Annotated in this window: 16 protein-coding genes and 1 pseudogene; 7 read left to right on the top strand and 10 right to left on the bottom strand. The window is 64.4% G+C overall.

The window, feature by feature from the left end:
• Nucleotides 1-244: 244 nt before the first annotated feature.
• From AB0M45_RS32335 to AB0M45_RS32315, 5 genes are all read right to left on the bottom strand, one after another.
• A complete protein-coding gene (locus tag AB0M45_RS32335; protein WP_364336985.1) occupies nt 245-1,084 on the bottom strand; it encodes a hypothetical protein in 840 nt (279 codons plus the stop codon).
• A gap of 59 nt (nt 1,085-1,143) precedes the next feature.
• Complete coding sequence (locus tag AB0M45_RS32330; protein WP_364336983.1) at nt 1,144-1,512, bottom strand: hypothetical protein; 369 nt, start codon at nt 1,510-1,512, stop codon at nt 1,144-1,146.
• A 24-nt stretch (nt 1,513-1,536) separates the two neighbouring features.
• The gene (locus AB0M45_RS32325) at nt 1,537-1,788 is read right to left on the bottom strand and encodes a hypothetical protein (protein WP_364336981.1); all 252 of its coding nucleotides are present in this window, start codon (nt 1,786-1,788) and stop codon (nt 1,537-1,539) included.
• A gap of 28 nt (nt 1,789-1,816) precedes the next feature.
• On the bottom strand, nt 1,817-2,404 hold the full coding sequence (locus tag AB0M45_RS32320; RefSeq protein WP_364336979.1) for a hypothetical protein: 588 nt from the start codon (nt 2,402-2,404) through the stop codon (nt 1,817-1,819).
• Between the two features lie 397 nt (nt 2,405-2,801).
• Nucleotides 2,802-3,212: an SHOCT domain-containing protein gene (locus AB0M45_RS32315; protein ID WP_364336977.1), complete on the bottom strand. Its 411-nt coding sequence runs from the start codon at nt 3,210-3,212 to the stop codon at nt 2,802-2,804.
• Nucleotides 3,213-3,684: 472 nt separating this feature from the next.
• On the opposite strand from AB0M45_RS32315, the pseudogene AB0M45_RS32310 reads away from it, so the two are divergent.
• Nucleotides 3,685-4,095, top strand: a pseudogene (locus AB0M45_RS32310) (hypothetical protein); the annotation flags it as partial.
• 453 nt (nt 4,096-4,548) lie between these two features.
• Entirely contained in the window at nt 4,549-4,953 is a 405-nt protein-coding gene (locus AB0M45_RS32305; RefSeq protein WP_364336975.1) for a hypothetical protein, read from the top strand.
• 52 nt (nt 4,954-5,005) lie between these two features.
• Here AB0M45_RS32305 and AB0M45_RS32300 read toward each other — a convergent pair whose 3' ends face one another.
• A complete protein-coding gene (locus AB0M45_RS32300) occupies nt 5,006-6,424 on the bottom strand; it encodes a hypothetical protein (RefSeq protein ID WP_364336973.1) in 1,419 nt (472 codons plus the stop codon).
• A 464-nt stretch (nt 6,425-6,888) separates the two neighbouring features.
• Here AB0M45_RS32300 and AB0M45_RS32295 point away from each other — a divergent pair, with 464 nt between their 5' ends.
• Together AB0M45_RS32295 and AB0M45_RS32290 are read left to right on the top strand one after the other, a co-directional pair.
• A complete protein-coding gene (locus AB0M45_RS32295; protein WP_364336971.1) occupies nt 6,889-7,341 on the top strand; it encodes a DUF6325 family protein in 453 nt (150 codons plus the stop codon).
• Between the two features lie 40 nt (nt 7,342-7,381).
• Complete coding sequence (locus AB0M45_RS32290) at nt 7,382-7,672, top strand: SHOCT domain-containing protein (protein WP_364336969.1); 291 nt, start codon at nt 7,382-7,384, stop codon at nt 7,670-7,672.
• Nucleotides 7,673-8,057: 385 nt separating this feature from the next.
• Here AB0M45_RS32290 and AB0M45_RS32285 read toward each other — a convergent pair whose 3' ends face one another.
• The 3 genes from AB0M45_RS32285 to AB0M45_RS32275 form a co-directional block, all read right to left on the bottom strand.
• Nucleotides 8,058-9,773 (bottom strand): alpha/beta-hydrolase family protein, encoded by a 1,716-nt coding sequence (locus AB0M45_RS32285; protein WP_364336967.1) that lies wholly within the window; start codon nt 9,771-9,773, stop codon nt 8,058-8,060.
• A gap of 232 nt (nt 9,774-10,005) precedes the next feature.
• Nucleotides 10,006-11,382 (bottom strand): MFS transporter, encoded by a 1,377-nt coding sequence (locus AB0M45_RS32280; RefSeq protein ID WP_364336965.1) that lies wholly within the window; start codon nt 11,380-11,382, stop codon nt 10,006-10,008.
• A gap of 13 nt (nt 11,383-11,395) precedes the next feature.
• The gene (locus tag AB0M45_RS32275) at nt 11,396-13,240 is read right to left on the bottom strand and encodes a glycoside hydrolase family 15 protein (RefSeq protein ID WP_364336963.1); all 1,845 of its coding nucleotides are present in this window, start codon (nt 13,238-13,240) and stop codon (nt 11,396-11,398) included.
• Nucleotides 13,241-13,575: 335 nt separating this feature from the next.
• Between AB0M45_RS32275 and AB0M45_RS32270 the strand changes: the two genes are divergently transcribed.
• The 3 genes from AB0M45_RS32270 (at nt 13,576) to AB0M45_RS32260 (ending at nt 16,200) form a co-directional block, all read left to right on the top strand.
• Complete coding sequence (locus tag AB0M45_RS32270) at nt 13,576-14,112, top strand: hypothetical protein (RefSeq protein WP_364336961.1); 537 nt, start codon at nt 13,576-13,578, stop codon at nt 14,110-14,112.
• 207 nt (nt 14,113-14,319) lie between these two features.
• Entirely contained in the window at nt 14,320-14,718 is a 399-nt protein-coding gene (locus AB0M45_RS32265) for a hypothetical protein (protein ID WP_364336959.1), read from the top strand.
• A gap of 45 nt (nt 14,719-14,763) precedes the next feature.
• Complete coding sequence (locus AB0M45_RS32260) at nt 14,764-16,200, top strand: DUF2252 domain-containing protein (protein ID WP_364336957.1); 1,437 nt, start codon at nt 14,764-14,766, stop codon at nt 16,198-16,200.
• A gap of 409 nt (nt 16,201-16,609) precedes the next feature.
• On the opposite strand, the gene AB0M45_RS32255 is transcribed toward AB0M45_RS32260, so the two are convergent.
• Nucleotides 16,610-17,431, bottom strand: a complete 822-nt coding sequence (locus AB0M45_RS32255; protein ID WP_364336955.1) for a class II glutamine amidotransferase — start codon at nt 17,429-17,431, stop codon at nt 16,610-16,612.
• Nucleotides 17,432-17,902 lie beyond the last annotated feature (471 nt).

The following is a 17,902-nucleotide window of genomic DNA, read 5'->3' as shown; positions in this document are numbered from 1 at the left end:
GACGGCCGGGTGGAGGAAAACGGTGACGGACAGAGTGGGGGAATTCCGTGACGGAACTACCCCTCACCTGGAGGAATTACTTGACGGCTGACATCGGGATCGTCGAAGGTGCGCTGTGCGGCGGTCAGCATCATCGCGTACGTCCGGCCGAACTTCTTGCGGAAGCGGTACGCGCGGGCGGCGCAGGCCGCAGAGCAGTAGCGGCGTCGCGGGTTGGCGTCGCGGGGCAACGGGGTCCGGCAACTCACGCAGCGGCGCGGCCGGGGCCGCGACCGGCGGACCGCTCTTCGATTCTTCCCCAGTCGGTTGCTCGGTGCATGGCCGATTTCTGGACATCGCGGCCAGGGCATCTATCGGACCGCGACGTGTCGGTGGTTGGGCGTATGGTGGGGTTCCGGACTGGCAGGGAACGGTATTCAGGTAGTCGGTATTCCGGCCGATCGAGCCGACAGCGCTCAGCGGTTGTGGTCGCCTGGTGCGTAGCGGTTCCAGGTGCCGCCCGCGTGGTGGCGATGCCGGTGGGCGGTGGTGTAGTGGATGCCGAGCGCGTCGGCGACGACCGGCGCCGGTGCCTGCAGGACCAGTTGCCGCATGGCGGAACCCGGCCGGTGATGGTGGGGATCCCGTTCTTGGCCGACTGCTGGCCGAGGGTTTCCGGGCGGAGCGGTTGGCCGGCGCGGCGGCCGGGAAACAGCCAGTGAGAGTTCGGGTTCGCCGCGGTCCGCATGTTCGTGCGCTTGTCGATCAGTTCGAGGACCAGGCCAGCGAAGGGCTCGGGGACCGGTGTGGGTGGTTCACCGAATCGGATCGAGACGCCGTCGACAGTGGTGATGACATCGTCGATGGTGAGCCGGACGACTCTGCTGAGCGGCTGGCCGTAGAGCAGCAGCAGCGTGAACGCGAGCCGCAGCCGGAGGTTGATCGCGTTGTCGGTGAGCAGCTTCCGCAGGATCTGCAAGCGCCGGTGCTGGGTGAGCGGCTGCCCAGGCCGTGCTGGTGTGGCCGGGATGTTCAGCCGCGGCATCCGGCCGGAAGATTTCGCCCAGTCGAAGAACGGCTTGCAGCTGACGCGCTGGTGCTCCATCCACCTGCCCCGGTTTCGATGCCAGCCAACCTAGCAATTCGCCCAATCATCATCTTGCGTTAGAGCAGTTCGATCTGACCAGGCTCGGGCAGCGCGTGTGGGCGTTCGTCCGTATACCAGGCGTACTCGATTCCACTGAGCCAACCGTTGTCGACCCATAAAATGACCTCGCCGATCGGTGATCCGTTGCGGTCGGTGACCGCTCCGCTGGCGAAGATCCCGTCCGTCGATCCGGATGCTTGTACCGCACCGGGCCGCACCGCCAGATCGACACTCGGTGAACCGACACCCCACGTTGCGACGACCTGCGAATACGGCACCTGCGCCAGATACTCGGAGGCGCCGGGGGCGTTTGATGACAGCAGCTTGGTAACGACGCTGGTTTCGAGGTCGGTCAACGCTCGCGGCGGAATCGGTGTACTACTCATCAATCTCCTCGGTTCTCCGCTACATTATGGAATGTATGCGGTGCCGATTTTGAAGACACCGTCGATCATTGCGCCGCGAATATGGACGGTTTGTCCATTGATTGTGCGCACCAAAGGATTCGAGCCATTATACACGCCGTTCGGAACGCCTTGAACGCTCTCGATGATCTTCGTCATCGTCGCTTCTTCGCCACCGACGAACTTCACCAGTCCATCCAGTTTGTGCTTCGGCACGAAGACATGCTCCATCGACTCTTTGTCGAGCGCGTAATCCACAGCACGACCTCGTCTCGGCCGCCGAAGGTTATTGCACGGGACTTTTCGATGTCCAGAATTCCAGCATGCGGCTGGCGCGCCGACGCAGTCGCGGCGCGCTGGATGCGGTGGCGATCTCGGCCACCTGGCCGCGGACGGCGTCGGTGCCTATCGCGGCGAGTGCATCCAAGGCTCGGTGGGCGACCGGCAGTGGCAGCGAACCGACGATCAGCGAGCCGAGTAGGCGGGCGGTTTCGTCGTCGCCGAGCAGCGCCTGAGCGTGCGTCGGCCAGTCCAGGGCACCGGGAAAGCCTTCCGCCCGCCAGGTTTCGAACAGCTCTCGGCCGAATTCCGCCAGCGAAGCCCGATCCGCGGCTTCGACGACGGTCCGGACACCTGGATAGTCATCGCCGGAAACACATATCCGCAGCATTCGCACCAGTGTGTACACCGCCGAAGGCGGGAAGGCGGCACGACGGTCGCGCAGTCGAATCCTGGGCAGTCGAGCCGGGTCCACCCAGCTCGGCGCTCCAGGAATTCTTTTGGGTAGCACCATGTTCCGATCCTGGCGCACGATCCGGTCGACCGCCGCTGCGGCGCGTGCACCGAATCCCGCCGCAGCAGAGGTGAGGGACAACCGACTCCCTCTCGGCTTAGCGAAACCATGAGACACCGACATGGAATTCCGCGCACTCGCCGACCAGCACGTCGAGAAGGTAATCACCCGACTCGATATCGAACACGGCACGTTGTCAGCGAACGGGCACGATCGCGCCCTCGTAGAGACCCTGGCATTCATCAACAGACTGTTGGACGAACGCCGAACGTAGAGATGGACCGCCGACCACCAATACTGCTCGATCCCAGTCTGAAATCTGAGGCCCTTGACCTCGGCCGCACGGAGCCGACCGCAACAGCACATGTCTATGCCCTGGCCGAGGCGGAGTGCGCACGAGACCCCGGGCGGTCTGCGCGACAGACGGCCCCGGTGTCGGACTACCAACCGGCGCCTGACATCACGGAAAGCCGCGCCGTCACTGACCTGTCGGCGCGTTGTGCGCTGCGGGATGCCCCAAAGCCTGAGCCTTCAGTTGCTCGAATTCCACGTGAGTGATGACGCCGGAGTCGCGGAGGGCCTTGGCGTCGGCGATGTTCTCGGCAGGGGATTTACCCGCGACCTGCCGGATGTACTGATCGGTGGCTTGCTTCGCCTCCGCCTGTGCCCGCTGGCCGCGCAGCGCCATGCCCCGCCCGCGGACGATCAGGTACACCAGCGCCGTCAGGTATGGGAACACCACCAGAGCAACCACCCACACGGCTTTGGCGACGCCCGAGACGGAGTGGTCGCGGAACAGATCAACGAGAATCTGGAACAGCACGATCAGGTACGCCACGAAGGCGAACACGAGGATCGTGTACCACACGTAGTCCCAGAACGAATCCATGTTGTGAACCTCCTCGGGCGGATCTTTCCCGTGTAGTTGCCAGCCGTGGATTCCGACTGCGGAGTAAATCGGACCGCCGGGCGGCCCCTCCGTCGAAAAGCGAACTTTTGTTCTCAGCAGAGAGTGCCCATTCCTGCGTCGCGCTCGGGCGAGGGATGGCAAAGTCCGGTGCGGAAACGAGCGCTGAACGTCTTCGGCGCCGGACTCGAGGCGAAATATGGAGAATATGGTACAGGAATAGCACCGCTTGCGGAGGTGCAACAGTCGGACTGTTCAAGTGCCGACTGAACACCGGGGCGCTGAGCATGATCGTGGAGGGCCCGCGAAATCATATTTTGATGATGTCGGAGTCATCGTGACAGATCGGCCGCTATTGGATCACTTCTTCGTGACCGTGCCACTGGAGCCATCCCGCGGGAGACGGAGGCGGACATGATCACAGGTGGTCGGGATTGGTCCAACCCCGACCGCGATGGCCATTCCAAAGGAAGGGTACTTCGAGCTGGAGCAGGGTCGGTACGTGCCGATATCCCCTCGCGCACCGGCGAATTACGGCTTCTCGATCATCGCGAGAGTCAAACCCGGCCATGAGGCGGCGATCCGGGAGGACCGTAAACAGCTCGCGAGGCCGCGGTCGAGGCAGACCCCACTGTGCTGGTGCCGCTGCGGCTGCACTACCTGCGGTGGGTGCTGTTCGACATCGGTGACGGGCTGTGTTTCCAGTATCAAGGGATCTTCGACACCGACTTCGACAAGTACTATCGAGGACGCTATCGCCCTGTTCCTGTCGACAGGTATCACGACCGTGTTCGTGAATCCCGAAGCCTTCACGGAGGACTGGAAGACCGACACCGACGCGGTCGTCAAATTCTCGAGAAGGCACTGCGCGTGAAGGCGGCGTTCTTCGAGTGACCATCCAATCGGCAGGCACGCGACCGTCCGAACGGTGCCCGCGGCGGCGCCGAGCGGCCGTCCCGTGCCCAGCAACTACACCGGGTGGATTCGATTTCGAGGTAGCCAGAATATCGCTGAGGTATGCTTGCCTGATGAGGCGAGCGCCGGTATCGGCGACCGCTGTTGGGCGTCGAGTACCGATGGAACCCGGGTGTGGCAGGCGACCCGAGAGGCAGAGACGCGCCCTTCTCATTCTCGGTACTTCCTCGGTTATTTCCTCGGGCACAACGATTCACGATTCTGCGCAGGCGGCTCTGCTCAGCCGCCGTTCGCGGTCGATCCGCGGGTTCGGCGGTCTCGTTCGAACTGGGCGAGGTCTACCGCAACGGCAACTGACGGAGCCCGTCCATACAGCACCTGATGAGAAGAGGTCAACGGCAAAATGTCAGCAACCGATGAGCATTCCGTCAAGCAGGTAGTCGCGGCCGGGACGTCGATCGGCGCCGCGGTCCTTTTGTTTTCCGCCGGCATCCTGTCGATCTTTCAGGGAATCTCTGCGATCGCCAAGGATGATGTCTTCGTGTCCGGGCCCAACTACACCTATGAATTCAGTACCACCGGCTGGGGCTGGATCCATCTCGTTCTCGGTATCTTGATAGTGATCGCGGCAGTCGGACTGATGGCCGGAGCCATGTGGGCGAGGGTGATAGCGGTATTCCTCGCCGCGTTGTCGATCCTGGCCAACTTCCTGTGGCTGCCGTACTATCCGTGGTGGTCGACCGTGGTGATCGCCTTGGACGTCGTAGTGATCTGGGCGGTGACGACCTGGCGGCCCGACCGAGTCTGACCCGGATCGCATCAGGCGCTTCAGCTCGGCTGAGGTCTCTGGCCGCGCCAGGTTATCTGTCGGCTCGCACTCTGGCCGCGGCATCGTCGTCCGTCCCGGGTTGCTCGTGTTGCTGCCCGGCGCGGGCGGGACGAATCAGCAATTCCAGCGCGAGTAACGCCACCAGTGCGCCGAGGAGGATCCACACCACCACGAGCCCGGTGGGGTAGCGCCAGAACACCAGCACGAGCGCGGCAATGCCGAGGATCGCCCAGCGCAGCGCCGCGCGGGCTCGGAAAGCCCATGTCTCCACCGGGTTCGGCGGACGCGATCGACGCAGCCGCTGCACCCCGTCCATGCTGCGCCCGAACTGACGGCGCACCGTGGTAGCCGAGACCGAGTCTCCGGTGAGGTAAGCAGCCAGTGCGATCGCCAAGCCGAGCACGGCGACTCCGCGCAGTGCGGTTCGCAGCGGCGCGAGCACGGTGTCGATGATCGCGATAGCCGCGTCCGGCGACAGCGCGTCGGCCGGAATCCGACCCAGATACAGTGCGCGGGCGATGATCAGCGCGATGGCCAGAATCACCATGCCCACCGCCAGTGCGAGCCCCACGAAGACCAAGGCGCGCCTGCGACGACCCGGAGGTGCCGCGGCGATCGCGGCCACTGCGGCCGCGATCGTCACCCACGGCAACACTGCCGAGGCTTTGTCGAGCCTGTCGACCGCCTGTTGTGCCCGGACCAGTTCCGGGGATCGGAACAACACGAATTGCTTGTCGACCGCGGGGATCTTCTCGGCGAAAGTGAAGCCGCGGTCGAGCAGCCGGGCCTTCACGTTCTCCATCACCGTGCGCAGGGAGAGCGTCACCGTGCCGTTCTCGTCGACCGTCACCGACTGGGGGCCGACGTGCCCCGTTGCCACCGCCACCAAGGCCGTGTGGGCGGCGCGGTTGGCTTGCAGCCACAGGTCCTCGAACTGGTCGCTGCGCACGAATGACAGTACGGTGTCGTTGACGAAGCCGCGGGCCTGCTGGGTGATCACCGGTGCCAGTCCTTCGACCGCGCGGTCCACCCGCGGCCGGTTCGCGGTCGCCGGAACGGCGTCGGTCAGCGCGGACAGCGCGTCGGCGGTGAGGCCCTCGATGTCTACGCGGGCGAAGATCTCATCGGTGATCGTGTTGGAGACCTCGGTCTGCAACACCGGATCCGAGCCCAGCGGTGCCACCGTGCTCAGATACCGATCGGTGTCGAGCACCTCCCCGCGCACGAACCGCGACACCACTGTGGTGATCGCAAGAACAGCGACAAGCACCGTCAATATGGCCACCGCGGTCCAGCGCCACCCATGCCGGGGCGGTCGGCGCGCCGGCTGCTCCGCGCCGCGACCCTTCGTCCGCAGAGCGGCCACCTCAGCGCGCAGCCGCTCCAGCTCGGCGCGTTCGTCGGCGGTCAACTTGCCGCCGGGCATGTCCTCTCGCGCATCAGAGGCCATCGGTACCCCTCACTGAGAACGGATACGTCGTCGCTGTCGGTGGCCCGTGCGCTTCTCTCCGCCGGCTACGACGGACCCGCTATCGTGCGGCGCCGCCCCGGTCTCGGCGGAGCGACCCGCCGAGGGCGCGGGGGTTCCAGGTCGAGACGGCCCAGAGCACCACGATGTCGAGAACGATGACCGGAGTCGAGCACAGCGGGCAGTACAGCGGTTCTTGCGAGGCACAACTCGTATAAAGCATCGGGCTGACGCCGGATCGAATCCGGTCAGGGGCCGGCGCCCAGCGGAAAAACAGCGACCTGGTGACGATCAGGGCGTACGCTGGGACCGACATTATCACCACCGAGCCGGTGAGTCCGGGATTCTGCTCGAATGGCCACAATCGATTCGAAGAAATTTCAAGCGAGTTCTGTAGAGAGTCGGGTCGATACGACTTCCTTTCTCGTGAAAGAAAGAGGGCTACAGTGACCGAAACCGATATCGACGCGTTAGGTCCCATCGACTATCTCGTGATCGAATTCCCTGCCGATAGGCCTCCGGACGGATCGGCCCTGCCCTTGCTGCGCGACCTCGTCGAGCGCGGCATCATCCGGGTGTTGGACCTGGCGTTCGTCCGCAAGGACGCCGACGGCTCCCTCTCCGGAGTCGACATAGCCGACCTCGGTCTCGAAGGAGACATCGACATCACCCTCTTCGCGGAGGCGGGATCGGGCCTGCTCGACGACGCCGACCGCAAGGAGGCAGGCAGGGCGCTCGAGCCGGGATGCTCGGCCGCGATCCTCGTCTACGAAAACAGGTGGGCGGCGCCATTCGTATCCGCGCTCCGCCGCAATGGCGCCGAACTTGTGGCCACCGGACGTATCCCTGTGGAGAGCATCCTGTCGTCCCTCGAAGTCATCGAGGCGGAAACCCGATGAAGGCAATGATCAAGGTCGTCGGCCCGACAGAAGGAGTGTCATGCCCGGACTGCTTCGCGGCGTAGCCCGCACCGCCGTGGTCGCCGGAACCGCGACCGCTGTCTCCAATCGCGTCTCCCGACGGCAGGGACAGCGCTGGGCGCTACAGGATGCGCAGTACGCCCCTGACGTGCAGTATGCGGTACCGCAGCCCGCGCCTGCACCGCCATCCGGCGGCGGTGTGGCGATGGACCGGATCACCGCATTGAAGGAACTCGCCCAACTCAAAGCGCAGGATGTGCTCACCGATGCCGAGTTCGAAGCCGAGAAGGCCAGAATACTTGAATCCTGAAGATTCGTTTCTATGCCATTGCTCGACGGAACAGACTGCGTAGCGGAAACTATCACCCCGGCCAGGATGTGCATCTCGATGCGGTGCGGCACGAGAATACGTCGCGAGATCACACTTCGAACTACGAACGGTGTCGTAAGCACTCATGTGTTATGTATACGGGATGTCAAAGCGTCGGGCATGACGGTGCATCCGCATACGCTCGATCTGTCCGCATGAATATGGCGGACATCATGCGAAACAGCCGGTCCGGCTGCGCTGCTTCGCTATCGAGGAGCGGTGAGTTTCCAGCAATGACGCGGAGACTCACCGCTCCGACCACACCGGAACGCGAACGGGGCATGCCATTCGCGTCGTCGCGGACAGCAACCGGAACGACCCCAGTTCAGCCGTCTCCGCCGATGCCGGCGAGTGTGGTTCGCAGGCGGGCGTTGTCGGTTGGGGTCCACCCGGGCGGCGACAGGATTGCGCTCCATGCGTCGGCGATATCGACGACGTAGGTGTGTCCGTGTCCGTCGGGGACATTGGTTGACACCGCCATGTCGGCCGCGACCTGAAGAAACGTCACGAAGGGATACCAGCGGGTGCTGTCGAGCACATCGTCGCCACGTTCCTCCCGAAGCCAATCAGGCTCGTTCAGTAGCAGTTCCGGGGACCACCAGACAATCGGATCGGAGGCGTGCTGCAGATAGACCATTCGTGGCCGTCCCCACGGGGCGTCCGGGCGTGCAAGGTCCTCGGGCGCTCGCGCACCGAAGCGGACAGTCTGGCCTTGCTCGTAGATGGGCAACCGCTCCTGCGAGCCCGGATCCCGGTTCGTCGTGACGTCGGTCCATATCCGGTTGGCATTGGGCGGGCCGATGAACAGCACACCATCGGTTCGCAGCTCGATATCGTCGACCCCACCGAAAGCGCTTTCGCCTCCGAAAGAGCCGAGACTCTCCCCCATTACGATAAGTTTCGGGCGCGACTCCTGCGGCAGCTTTTTCCACTTGTCGTACACCGCGCCGAACTGCGCCTCGCCTGCCTGGCGGGCCCGCTCCTTGTCCACCAGGAAGGACAGCCAACTCGGCAGATAAGAATACTGGAGACCCACGATCGCGGTGTCACCGTTGTACATGTATTCCAGCGAGGACGCGAGACTTTCGTTGACCCATCCGGTACCGGTGGTGACCGCCACGGCGACCACGGCGCGGTCGAACCCGCCGGCACGTTCCAGCTCGTCAGCCGCCAGCTGGGCATTCTCCCGGATCGAGTCACCGCCGCTGGCCAGCCCTGCGTAAGCACGGATCGGTTCCACGGCGCGCCGCCCACCGTGAAACGCGGACAACTCCTCGACCGTCGGACCGCGCGAGATGAACGCACGACCTTGACGCCCCAGTGAATCCCAGGAAACCAGCGAGCCCGGACCGCCCGACCGCAGCGACGAGGCCGGCGGGGCATCACCCGTCTTGGTCTCTTGATTGAGGGCTGCGAAGGAATCGTTGAGCCCGGACATGATCACGCGCACCGCTGCCCCATTGATGATCGTCACCAGAAGTGCCACCGCAAGGACCCCGATGACGGTCGCCGAGAACCGCCGAGGCACCGCGCGACTGACTTTGTGCTCGACCCATACCACCGCGTGTAGCAGCACCCGCGCGAGCGCCACCAACCCCACGTAGAGCAGGACGGCAAGCACCGCCATGAGGACATAGCCCCACCACGGGAAGGGTGCGGCGTTCATGAGTTCTCGCAGCTGCGATTGCCAGTTCCTGAACCACACGAGCATCGCCGCGGTTCCGAGCGATGCGATCACGACGGCCGTCCGCCGCACGGCCGTCTTCACGTGGGATGGCGCCTCCCGCTGGACTAGGTAGCGGACGAACTTGGAGCCAAGAAACCCGAGGAAATAGCCGATTGCTGCTGATATGCCAGTAATCAGCCCCTGAAAGAATGGCCCGCGTGGAAGAAGGGTGGGGGTCAACGAGAGCCAGGTGAACAGCACCGCGACGACCAATCCGCCGAACGCATATCGGGTAGGCAGCCAGCGACGATGCCTGGGTGATCGAGCGGAACCGGATTGACGGCCTGCTGCGCCATCGATCGCATCGGTCTGCACACGATAAGCGTAGCGGCAGAATAGGTATTGCTGGAATGTTGCGATCTGCCGAACGCCCCTATCGGCTCATATGTCCGCCAACGTCCGGCGCTGGCGCGCACTCGGCCGGACTGCCGGCGTTGCCGACCTGGTCTGCCCGGCAACCGGTGCCTGTGACCGTCATATCCGGCTTCGCGTCTCCGCCGGTGCCCGGGACCCATTCGGCAGTCGTTCGTTGCCCGGCTCCACGGCTTTACGCGGTCGCGGGGGCGTGCCGGGGTAGCATCGCCCCGGCGACGAATCCTGCCGCTCCGATCGCGGCCAAGACGATCATCGCAGCGGCGTAGGCGTGGCTCGTGAGCCCGGCTACGAGGATGGTGCCTGCGATGGCGGTGCCGAGCGAGGAGCCGAGATTGGACACGCTACGCGACAGCCCGGAGATCTCGCCCTGCTGGTCCTCGCCGAAACTGGACTGGACGACATTGACCGCCGGGGTCAGCATGACACCGAGTCCGAGCCCGATCAGCAGCAGTCCGGGCGCGAATGCCCAGGGGTTCACGAGAGTCCCGGCCAGCGCGAGCAGTACGCCGATGCCGGCGATGGTCACGAGAAAACCCGCCATGATGAGGGTTCGCTGGGCACGCCGTCGCGCCAGGCGTGCGGCGGCCAATGACGACACGAGCAGCCCCAAGGTGGCCGCTGTGAAGATGACGCCGGTCTGAATCGCGTTGTACCCCCGTACAACCTGCAGGTATGCCGCGACAACGAATGACGTTCCCATCAACAGCAGCCACTGGATGTGTTCGGTGATCAGGCCCAGGTTGGAGGTGCGGTTGCGGAACAGACTGGTCGAGATGAGTGGCTCGCGTCCGGAGCGCTCCCGGGCACGAATGCTGAGAAAGAAGCACGCCAGCACCACCACGCCGAGCAGGAGTAGGGCGAGCGTGAGCCAGCCGTTGTCGTCGGCTGCCAGGATGCCGGTCACGAGCAGGACCAGACCGGCCGCCGACAGAACTGCGCCACCGACGTCGAAGGCCCGGGTCGGGTCCGGCGGCAGGGGGTCGGCGATGCGCCGACCGAGCAGCACGATGAGTGCGACCACCAATGCTTGGAACGCGAACGCCGCTCGCCAGCCGAGCGCGGAGGTGATGACTCCGCCGAGCAACGGTCCCGCCGCCGCACCGACGCCGCCCAGCGCCATGATCGCGCCGAATGCTCGTGCCCGCGATGTCGTTTCAGTGAACAACAGGGTTGTGAGAATATAGACGGGCGGTATCAGCATCGCGGTGCCGATGCCCTCGAGAATCGAGTTGCCCACAATCAGCACACCCAGGCCGGGAGCGAGCGCACTCAGCACGGCACCGACACCGTAGATCATGAGGCCCAGCTCGAAACAGCGTTTGCGGCCGTAGCGGTCGGTGAGCTTACCGCCCGGAATCATCAGCGCCGCCATGACGAGCAGGAAGATCGTGATGACGATCTGCACGCCCTGCGCAGTGGTGTTCAAGTCGGCGCTGATGTCGTTGATCATCACGTTCATGTTCGAACCGGCGAAGCTGCAGATGAACTGCGCGAGCGCCAGCGGAACGAGTGCACCGCGGGGCGGGCTGGACACACCGGTATCGGGCATCCGCCTGTTCGGCCTATCTGGACGTCGCCGCGGGCCGGGCCTCGGCGCGGTCGATTTGTTCGTCGAGGGCCATGGCGGCTGCGACGAGGGCCAGGTGGGTGAATGCCTGCGGGAAGTTGCCCAGTTGCTCGCCGGAAGGACCGATCTCCTCGGCGAACAGCCCGACATGATTGGCGTAGGTGAGCATTTTGTCGAAGGCGTAGCGGGCTTGAGGCACCCGGCCGGCACGGGCGAGCGCTTCTACATACAAGAAACTGCAGAGGTTGAAGGTGCCTTCGGCGCCGCGCAGACCGTCCGGGGATGCCTCCGGGTCATAGCGGTAGACCAGGCTGTCTCTGACCAATTCGTCGTCCATCGCGTCGAGGGTGCTCAGCCATGCCGGATCCCGTGGCGAGAGAAATCCCATGCGTGGCATCAGCAGCAGTGACGCATCCAGCACATCGGTGGCGTAGTGCTGCACGAATGCCTGCCGCTTCGCGCTCCAACCGCGTTCGACGATCTGGGCGAACACCGCGTCCCGCGCCTGGGTCCAGCGGGCCACGTCGGCGGGCCGCGAGTAGTCAGTGGCCAACCGGATGCCTCGGTCGAAGGCCACCCACGTCATCAGTCGGCTGTAGGTGAATTCCTGCTGTCCCCCACGCGTTTCCCAGATCCCCTCATCGGGCCGGTCCCAGTGCTCGGTCAGCCAGTCGGTGAGGTTCGCGAACGACCGCCACCCCCAGATGCCGCCGATGTCCGAAGACTGAGCCAGGGCGTCGGCGGCCTCGCCGTAGATATCGAGCTGGATCTGGTCGGCCGCCGCGTTCCCGACCCGCACCGGCGCCGACGCTTGGTAGCCCTCCAGATGGTCCAGTACCTCCTCCTCCAGATGCGGGTCACCATCGATCCGGTACATGATCTGCAGTGGCTCACCGGATGCCGTGTCACCGGCGTCGACGCGGTCACGCATCCAGCGCCGGAAGGCCAATGCCTCTTCGGTGAACCCGAGGTCGATCAACGCCCGGACCGACAACGAAGCATCGCGAACCCAGGTGTAGCGGTAGTCCCAGTTGCGCTCGCCGCCGATCTGCTCCGGCAGGCCCATCGTGGCTGCGGCGATCGGCGCGCCGGTGGGGTGATAGGTCAGCAGCTTCAACGTGATCGCGGACCGGTTGACCATGTCCCGCCACCGGCCCCGGTAGGTGGACGACCGCAGCCATGACTGCCAGAAATCCCGGCACAGTTCGAAGGCGGTGGAGATATCCTCCCGCGATGGATGCGGCGGTGTCGGACCGTCGCTCGCCATGGTGGTCAACACCAGCACGGCGGTATCCCCCTCGGAGAGCGTGAAACGGGCCGTCACGTCGCCGTCCTCGGCCCGCAGCAGCACCGGATCGGTGGCCTGCAGATGCAAGTCCGTGCCGGGGCCATGGAAGACCGCAGCTCGGTCGCCGAGTCGTTCAAGGGTGTGCGTGGCGCGTCCGTAGTCGAATCGTGGGCGGCAGGTCAGCGCGAGCGGCAGGCTTCCCCGCACCACCCGAGCCACGCGCACCAGCCGATGCCGGTCGGTGGGTTCGGAATCGCGTATGGGCTCCATGAAGTCGGCGACCTCACCAACCCCTCGAGGTGCCATGAACCGAGTGACAAGGATCGCCGTGTCCGGCAGGTACAGCTGGCGGATCGCCATGTCTTCCGTCGTGACATCGGCGGCCAGCCGGCAATGTCCGCCCCGCTCGCTGTCCAGGAGCGAGGCGAAGATGCTGGGTGAATCGAACCGCGGCGTGCACCACCAGTCGATCGTGCCCACGGACGAGACCAGTGCCGTAGTCTGCAGGTCGCCGACGATGCCATGCTCGGCGATCGGTGGGTAGGCGTTCACAATCTACTCCTTCATACCGGGAATCGGGCGTAACCGGATGGCCAGAAGTGGCTCGCCCCGAGCGTCCGCCCTCCCTCTTCGGAAGCACTGTCTCTCACAGTGTGCGCCGCGCCGCCGACGAACGGGTGAGGACTGACGAAAGCAGATCGGTTCCAGAGCGAATTTGCGGCGAATAGGCTGGCAGTATCCACCTCCGCAGAAAATGCATCTCGGGCAAGGCTTTGAGTGCGACCGCGGCGAGTATCGCGCGAGAATCGACTGGATCAGCAACCGCTCGACAACCGCAATCCCATCGATGCTGAGATCGGTGTCGCCGCTGAACACTGTGAGGACTGATGGAACGCAACAGACACGAGCTCTTGCACGGGCCCTTGTTCTCCCGGCGTGTTCCACTCGACCGCCGCAACGCGGCCAGCCGGATCAGCGCGTACATCTACGGGAACGTCCTGATCCTTGCCGCCTTGATCCCGGTCACGCCGTCCGCCGAGGACGTCGGCATCGTGGTCGTCCTCGGTACCGCCCTCTCGACATTCATCGCACATGCCTTCGCCGAAGGCGTCGGTCAATCGGTGCGCCAGAGCCATGCTCTGTCCCCACAGGAACGATGGGCGGACCTGCGCGACTCCTTGCCCATCCTCAGCTCGGCGGTGCTGCCCTGCGTGATCCTCGCAGCCGCGGCGGTCGGGTGGATCGAACCACGCACCGCACAGGTGCTCGCGGAGTCGGCCATGCTGGTGCGGATCGGCGGGATCGTCTTCGTCATAGGTCGACTCCACGGTGAGCTGCCCCATCGTTCGACGCTGCTCGGGGCGCTGCTGCTGGTCTGCGCGGCCACCACTGTCGTAGCGGTCAAGGTCGTCCTGACGCACTGATCCGCGCAGGTGGGCGGATCGAGCACCGCCGCACCGACGCGTGATTTCATGCTTCTCGCCGGCCCGATCGGGTTGGATCGAGATCGCCGTGCAGCTGGTCGCCGAGCACAAAACATCAGGCGCAGATCGGCGATGCCGCACACCGTCGAATGGACCGGTGGAGAATCGTTCATATCTGATCGGATTGTCGAGGGAAAGGAGCGAATCATGTCCGAGAATCCGTCGGTCAAACAGGGAGTCGCGGCAGGAACCTCGATGGGGGCCGCCATCATCCTCGCCACCGTCGGCCTGCTCCAGTTGTTCCAAGGCATCGCCGCGGTAGCCGAAGATGAGGTTTTCGTAGCAGGCGTCGAATACATCTACAAGTTCGATTTCACTACCTGGGGTTGGATCCACATCGTGCTCGGAGTGCTGATGGCGGCGGTAGGACTCGCCCTGTTCACCGGAGCGCGCTGGGCGCGAATTGCCACGATCGTCTTCGCGGCGATATCAATTCTCGCGAACTTCGTGTGGCTGCCGTATTACCCGTGGTGGTCGGTACTGATCATCGCGCTCGACATCGTTGTGATCTGGGCGGTCACGACATGGAATCCCGAACGCGTCTAATGGGCTTCCTTATTCGAGCAGGACTCGCAACTGTGGGCCGAAGCCATGACCGACCAAAACGATCCAGCCGTCGCGCAGCCCGACGACACTGACGCGTCCGACAAATCGACCGGTGCCGGCCGTGTCGAAAACGGCAAGTCCGGATGGCGCCGGGCACCGTCCGGCGTGCTGGCCGAGTTCGAGCCCAGCGCCGATCGGGATCCGCTCGGGCTGCTCGAAGCCCAGGCCGCGACCCGAATTCCCGAGCTCGTTCCGGTGCGGTACGCGCGAATGGGCACCGCGCCGTTCGCGTTCTACCGCGGTGCGGCTGTGGTCATGGCCGAGGATCTTTCGCACGCCCCGACCACCGGCTTGATCACTCAACTGTGTGGCGACGCCCACCTGAGCAACTTCGGAGTCTTCGCGACGCCGGAACGCAATCTTGCCTTCGATCTGAACGACTTCGACGAAACCTACCCTGGTCCGTTCGAATGGGACGTCAAACGACTCGTCGCGAGCCTCGCGATCGTGGGGCGCGACAACAACCACAGCGGCAAACAACGCAGGAAGTACATCCGTGCCTGCGCCGCCGAGTACCGCGAAATCATGAATCGCCAGTCCGCCTGCGGAGAGCTTGCGGTTTGGTACTCCCATATCGACGCCGTTACCCGATTCGATGAACTGCGGGAAGTCCTTGATCCGCCGACCAGGAAACGCATAAAGAAGACGATCGACAAGTCCTGGAGCCGAGACAGCGTCCAGGCGCTGTCCAAGCTGACCACGGTCGTGGACGGGCAGCCCCGGATCACGAGCACGCCGCCTCTGATCATTCCTATCGAGGAGATCTTCACCAGTGCCGACGCGGAGCAGTTGAACCGAGCACTGATCCAACGGCTCGGTCATTACCGCGACACGTTGCAGCCCGATCGCCGAGTCCTGTTCGACCGATTCGAATACGTTCAAGCGGCACGAAAGGTCGTCGGTGTGAGCAGCGTGGGCACTCGGGCATGGATCGTCCTTCTCCGCGGGCCGGGCAACGACCCCCTGTTCCTGCAGGTCAAGGAAGCCCAGCCGTCGGTACTCGCGAAGCACCTCGACGGCCCGTCGTTCACCACCCAGGGCGAACGTGTGGTTGCCGGGCAGCGGCTGATGCAAGCTGCCAGCGATATCTTCCTGGGCTGGCAGCAGGGCGCGGGCGAAGACGGAGTGGTGCGGGACTTCTACGTCCGCCAACTGCGGGACAGCAAAGGATCCGCCGACATCCAGACCATGTCCCCCGAACTGATGACTCGCTACGGACGCCTGTGCGCCTGTGCGCTCGCCCACGCTCACGCACGCGCCGGCGACCGGTTCGCGATCGCCGGTTACCTCGACGCGGATGACGACTTCGAGGAAGCGATGTTCGCATTCGCCGAGAGTTACGCCGACCAGAACGCACGCGATCACGCCGCGCTGCGCAAGGCGATCGGTGACGGCACGATCACCGCATGGCGGGAGGTGTAAGGAGTGAACAGCGAACGAGCCTCCGACGCCGTGCCCTGATCCCGGTGTTGGTGGGCGCGGGCGGCGTTCGCCCTGACGTTTCTCGCGGTGGCGGTCGCGAGCACTCGCCAGGCAGTCGGCCTTCTGCGCTGAACCAATTGTGCGGGGGCTGACACTGCACGCACTGCACGCGACCACAGAAGTGATCATCGATGCCGACACATCCGAGGCACCGAGGCACCGGTCGGCATCGATGGGGAGTCGCTGCTGCTTCCCACCCCCTCTGATCTGCACGATGAGCCCGCCGCGCTGCGAGTTCGGGTGCCACGCAACCGTCCAAGGAATTCGCGCCGCCCAACCCACCCTCGATTGGATCCGGCTTCGCGCGCTGGCGTGGTACCGCGAGTCCGATGGTTGACCAGTGGTCGGCTCAGGTCGGTGGGATCGGCTGAAATGGTCGCAGTTCGTCCGCTCCCGCTCGAACAACCCCGGCGCAGGACTCCGGCACCTCGTTCCATGCCCCGGGTAGGTCGCGCAAAGGTTCGGAGACCACGAATCGCGTCGCGTCACCGAGACGGTGTAGCACCTCTACCTCCGGATGCAGAGCGCGCAACTTCGAAATCTCCGTCGAGAAGAACAACGACCGCGTCTGTCCTTCGCTCGAGTAGCGGAAGATCCAGATCGACTCCCCGTCGGTCGTCGCGACCGTCATCTGAACCGGATTGTCCACACCGTGCGCACGGCCGACGTCTTCGACGAAGCCGACTGCCCGGGCCACGGCTCCGATGGGATCGTCGGCCAGGCCGAAGGTCATGGCGAGAAAGAACAGGGCTTCCGAGTCCGTCGATCCCTCGAGGTCGGGAAACAACGCCGGGTCCAGCGCAGTCACCACGTCGCGCCTGATCTCCCGGTAGCCCCGCAGAGCGCCGTTGTGCATCCACAACCATCGCCCATGCCGGAAAGGATGGCAGTTGCTGCGCTGTACCGGTGTCCCGGTTGACGCACGCACATGCGCGAAGAACAACGGAGTGCGCACCTGGCCCGCTATCTCACGGAGATTCCGGTCGTTCCACGCCGGTTCGATGCTCTTGAACACCGCCGGTTCGGCGCCTTCTCCGTACCAACCGATTCCGAAGCCGTCACCGTTCGTGGTAGTCGGTCCGAGGCGCGAGTGCAGACTCTGGTCGATCAACGAATGTCGCGGCCGGAACAACAGGTCCTCGGCGAGGATCGGCTCCCCTGAGTACGCCATCCACCTGCACATTCGTCAATTGAAACAGAACCGCAGGCAGAATTGACCGGGAACGGGGCATGCCCTGTTCGTGGCGCGTGTCAGCCGACGCCTCGGACAACGCACTTTATGGCCGGTTGTCCCGAACCGGCTGTCTCCGCAGGTACGATCCAGGGCACCACAAATCGAAGACCTGGAAACCTCGAATTCCTCGGTGCCAACTTTTCGGGACCGGAACCGGATGGATCGGCGTTACCGCCCCTCCACGACCTCCGGAGCGGACCGCCATTCAAGTTCTCGGGCGGGCGACTATTCGCATGCAAGTTGATGGATTGGTTGAAAGGCCGAGATCTTTGAGCTATCTGGCCGTGCTGTTCACGATCACCACCGATCTGTTCCGGGTCGGCGAGAGTTCGGGCACGACTTTGGCGCCATCACCGAACAGGAATCCCAGGTCTTCGAGGCCAAGACACTGATGTAGTGGCACTACCG

The sequence above is a fragment of the Nocardia sp. NPDC051787 genome (genome assembly GCF_040681325.1).
Lineage (GTDB): Bacteria > Actinomycetota > Actinomycetes > Mycobacteriales > Mycobacteriaceae > Nocardia.
This window is presented reverse-complemented; position numbering and strand designations above follow the sequence as displayed.

Excerpts from the sequence above, each read along its gene's own strand:
- AB0M45_RS32305 (WP_364336975.1), top strand. The coding sequence starts at position 4,549 with ATGTCAGCAACCGATGAGCATTCCGTCAAGCAGGTAGTCGCGGCCGGG.
- AB0M45_RS32330 (WP_364336983.1), bottom strand. The coding sequence starts at position 1,512 with ATGAGTAGTACACCGATTCCGCCGCGAGCGTTGACCGACCTCGAAACC.
- AB0M45_RS32315 (WP_364336977.1), bottom strand. The coding sequence starts at position 3,212 with ATGGATTCGTTCTGGGACTACGTGTGGTACACGATCCTCGTGTTCGCC.
- AB0M45_RS32260 (WP_364336957.1), top strand. The coding sequence starts at position 14,764 with ATGACCGACCAAAACGATCCAGCCGTCGCGCAGCCCGACGACACTGAC.
- AB0M45_RS32280 (WP_364336965.1), bottom strand. The coding sequence starts at position 11,382 with ATGCCCGATACCGGTGTGTCCAGCCCGCCCCGCGGTGCACTCGTTCCG.
- AB0M45_RS32270 (WP_364336961.1), top strand. The coding sequence starts at position 13,576 with ATGGAACGCAACAGACACGAGCTCTTGCACGGGCCCTTGTTCTCCCGG.
- AB0M45_RS32255 (WP_364336955.1), bottom strand. The coding sequence starts at position 17,431 with ATGGCGTACTCAGGGGAGCCGATCCTCGCCGAGGACCTGTTGTTCCGG.
- AB0M45_RS32335 (WP_364336985.1), bottom strand. The coding sequence starts at position 1,084 with ATGGAGCACCAGCGCGTCAGCTGCAAGCCGTTCTTCGACTGGGCGAAA.
- AB0M45_RS32290 (WP_364336969.1), top strand. The coding sequence starts at position 7,382 with ATGCCCGGACTGCTTCGCGGCGTAGCCCGCACCGCCGTGGTCGCCGGA.
- AB0M45_RS32300 (WP_364336973.1), bottom strand. The coding sequence starts at position 6,424 with ATGGCCTCTGATGCGCGAGAGGACATGCCCGGCGGCAAGTTGACCGCC.
- AB0M45_RS32265 (WP_364336959.1), top strand. The coding sequence starts at position 14,320 with ATGTCCGAGAATCCGTCGGTCAAACAGGGAGTCGCGGCAGGAACCTCG.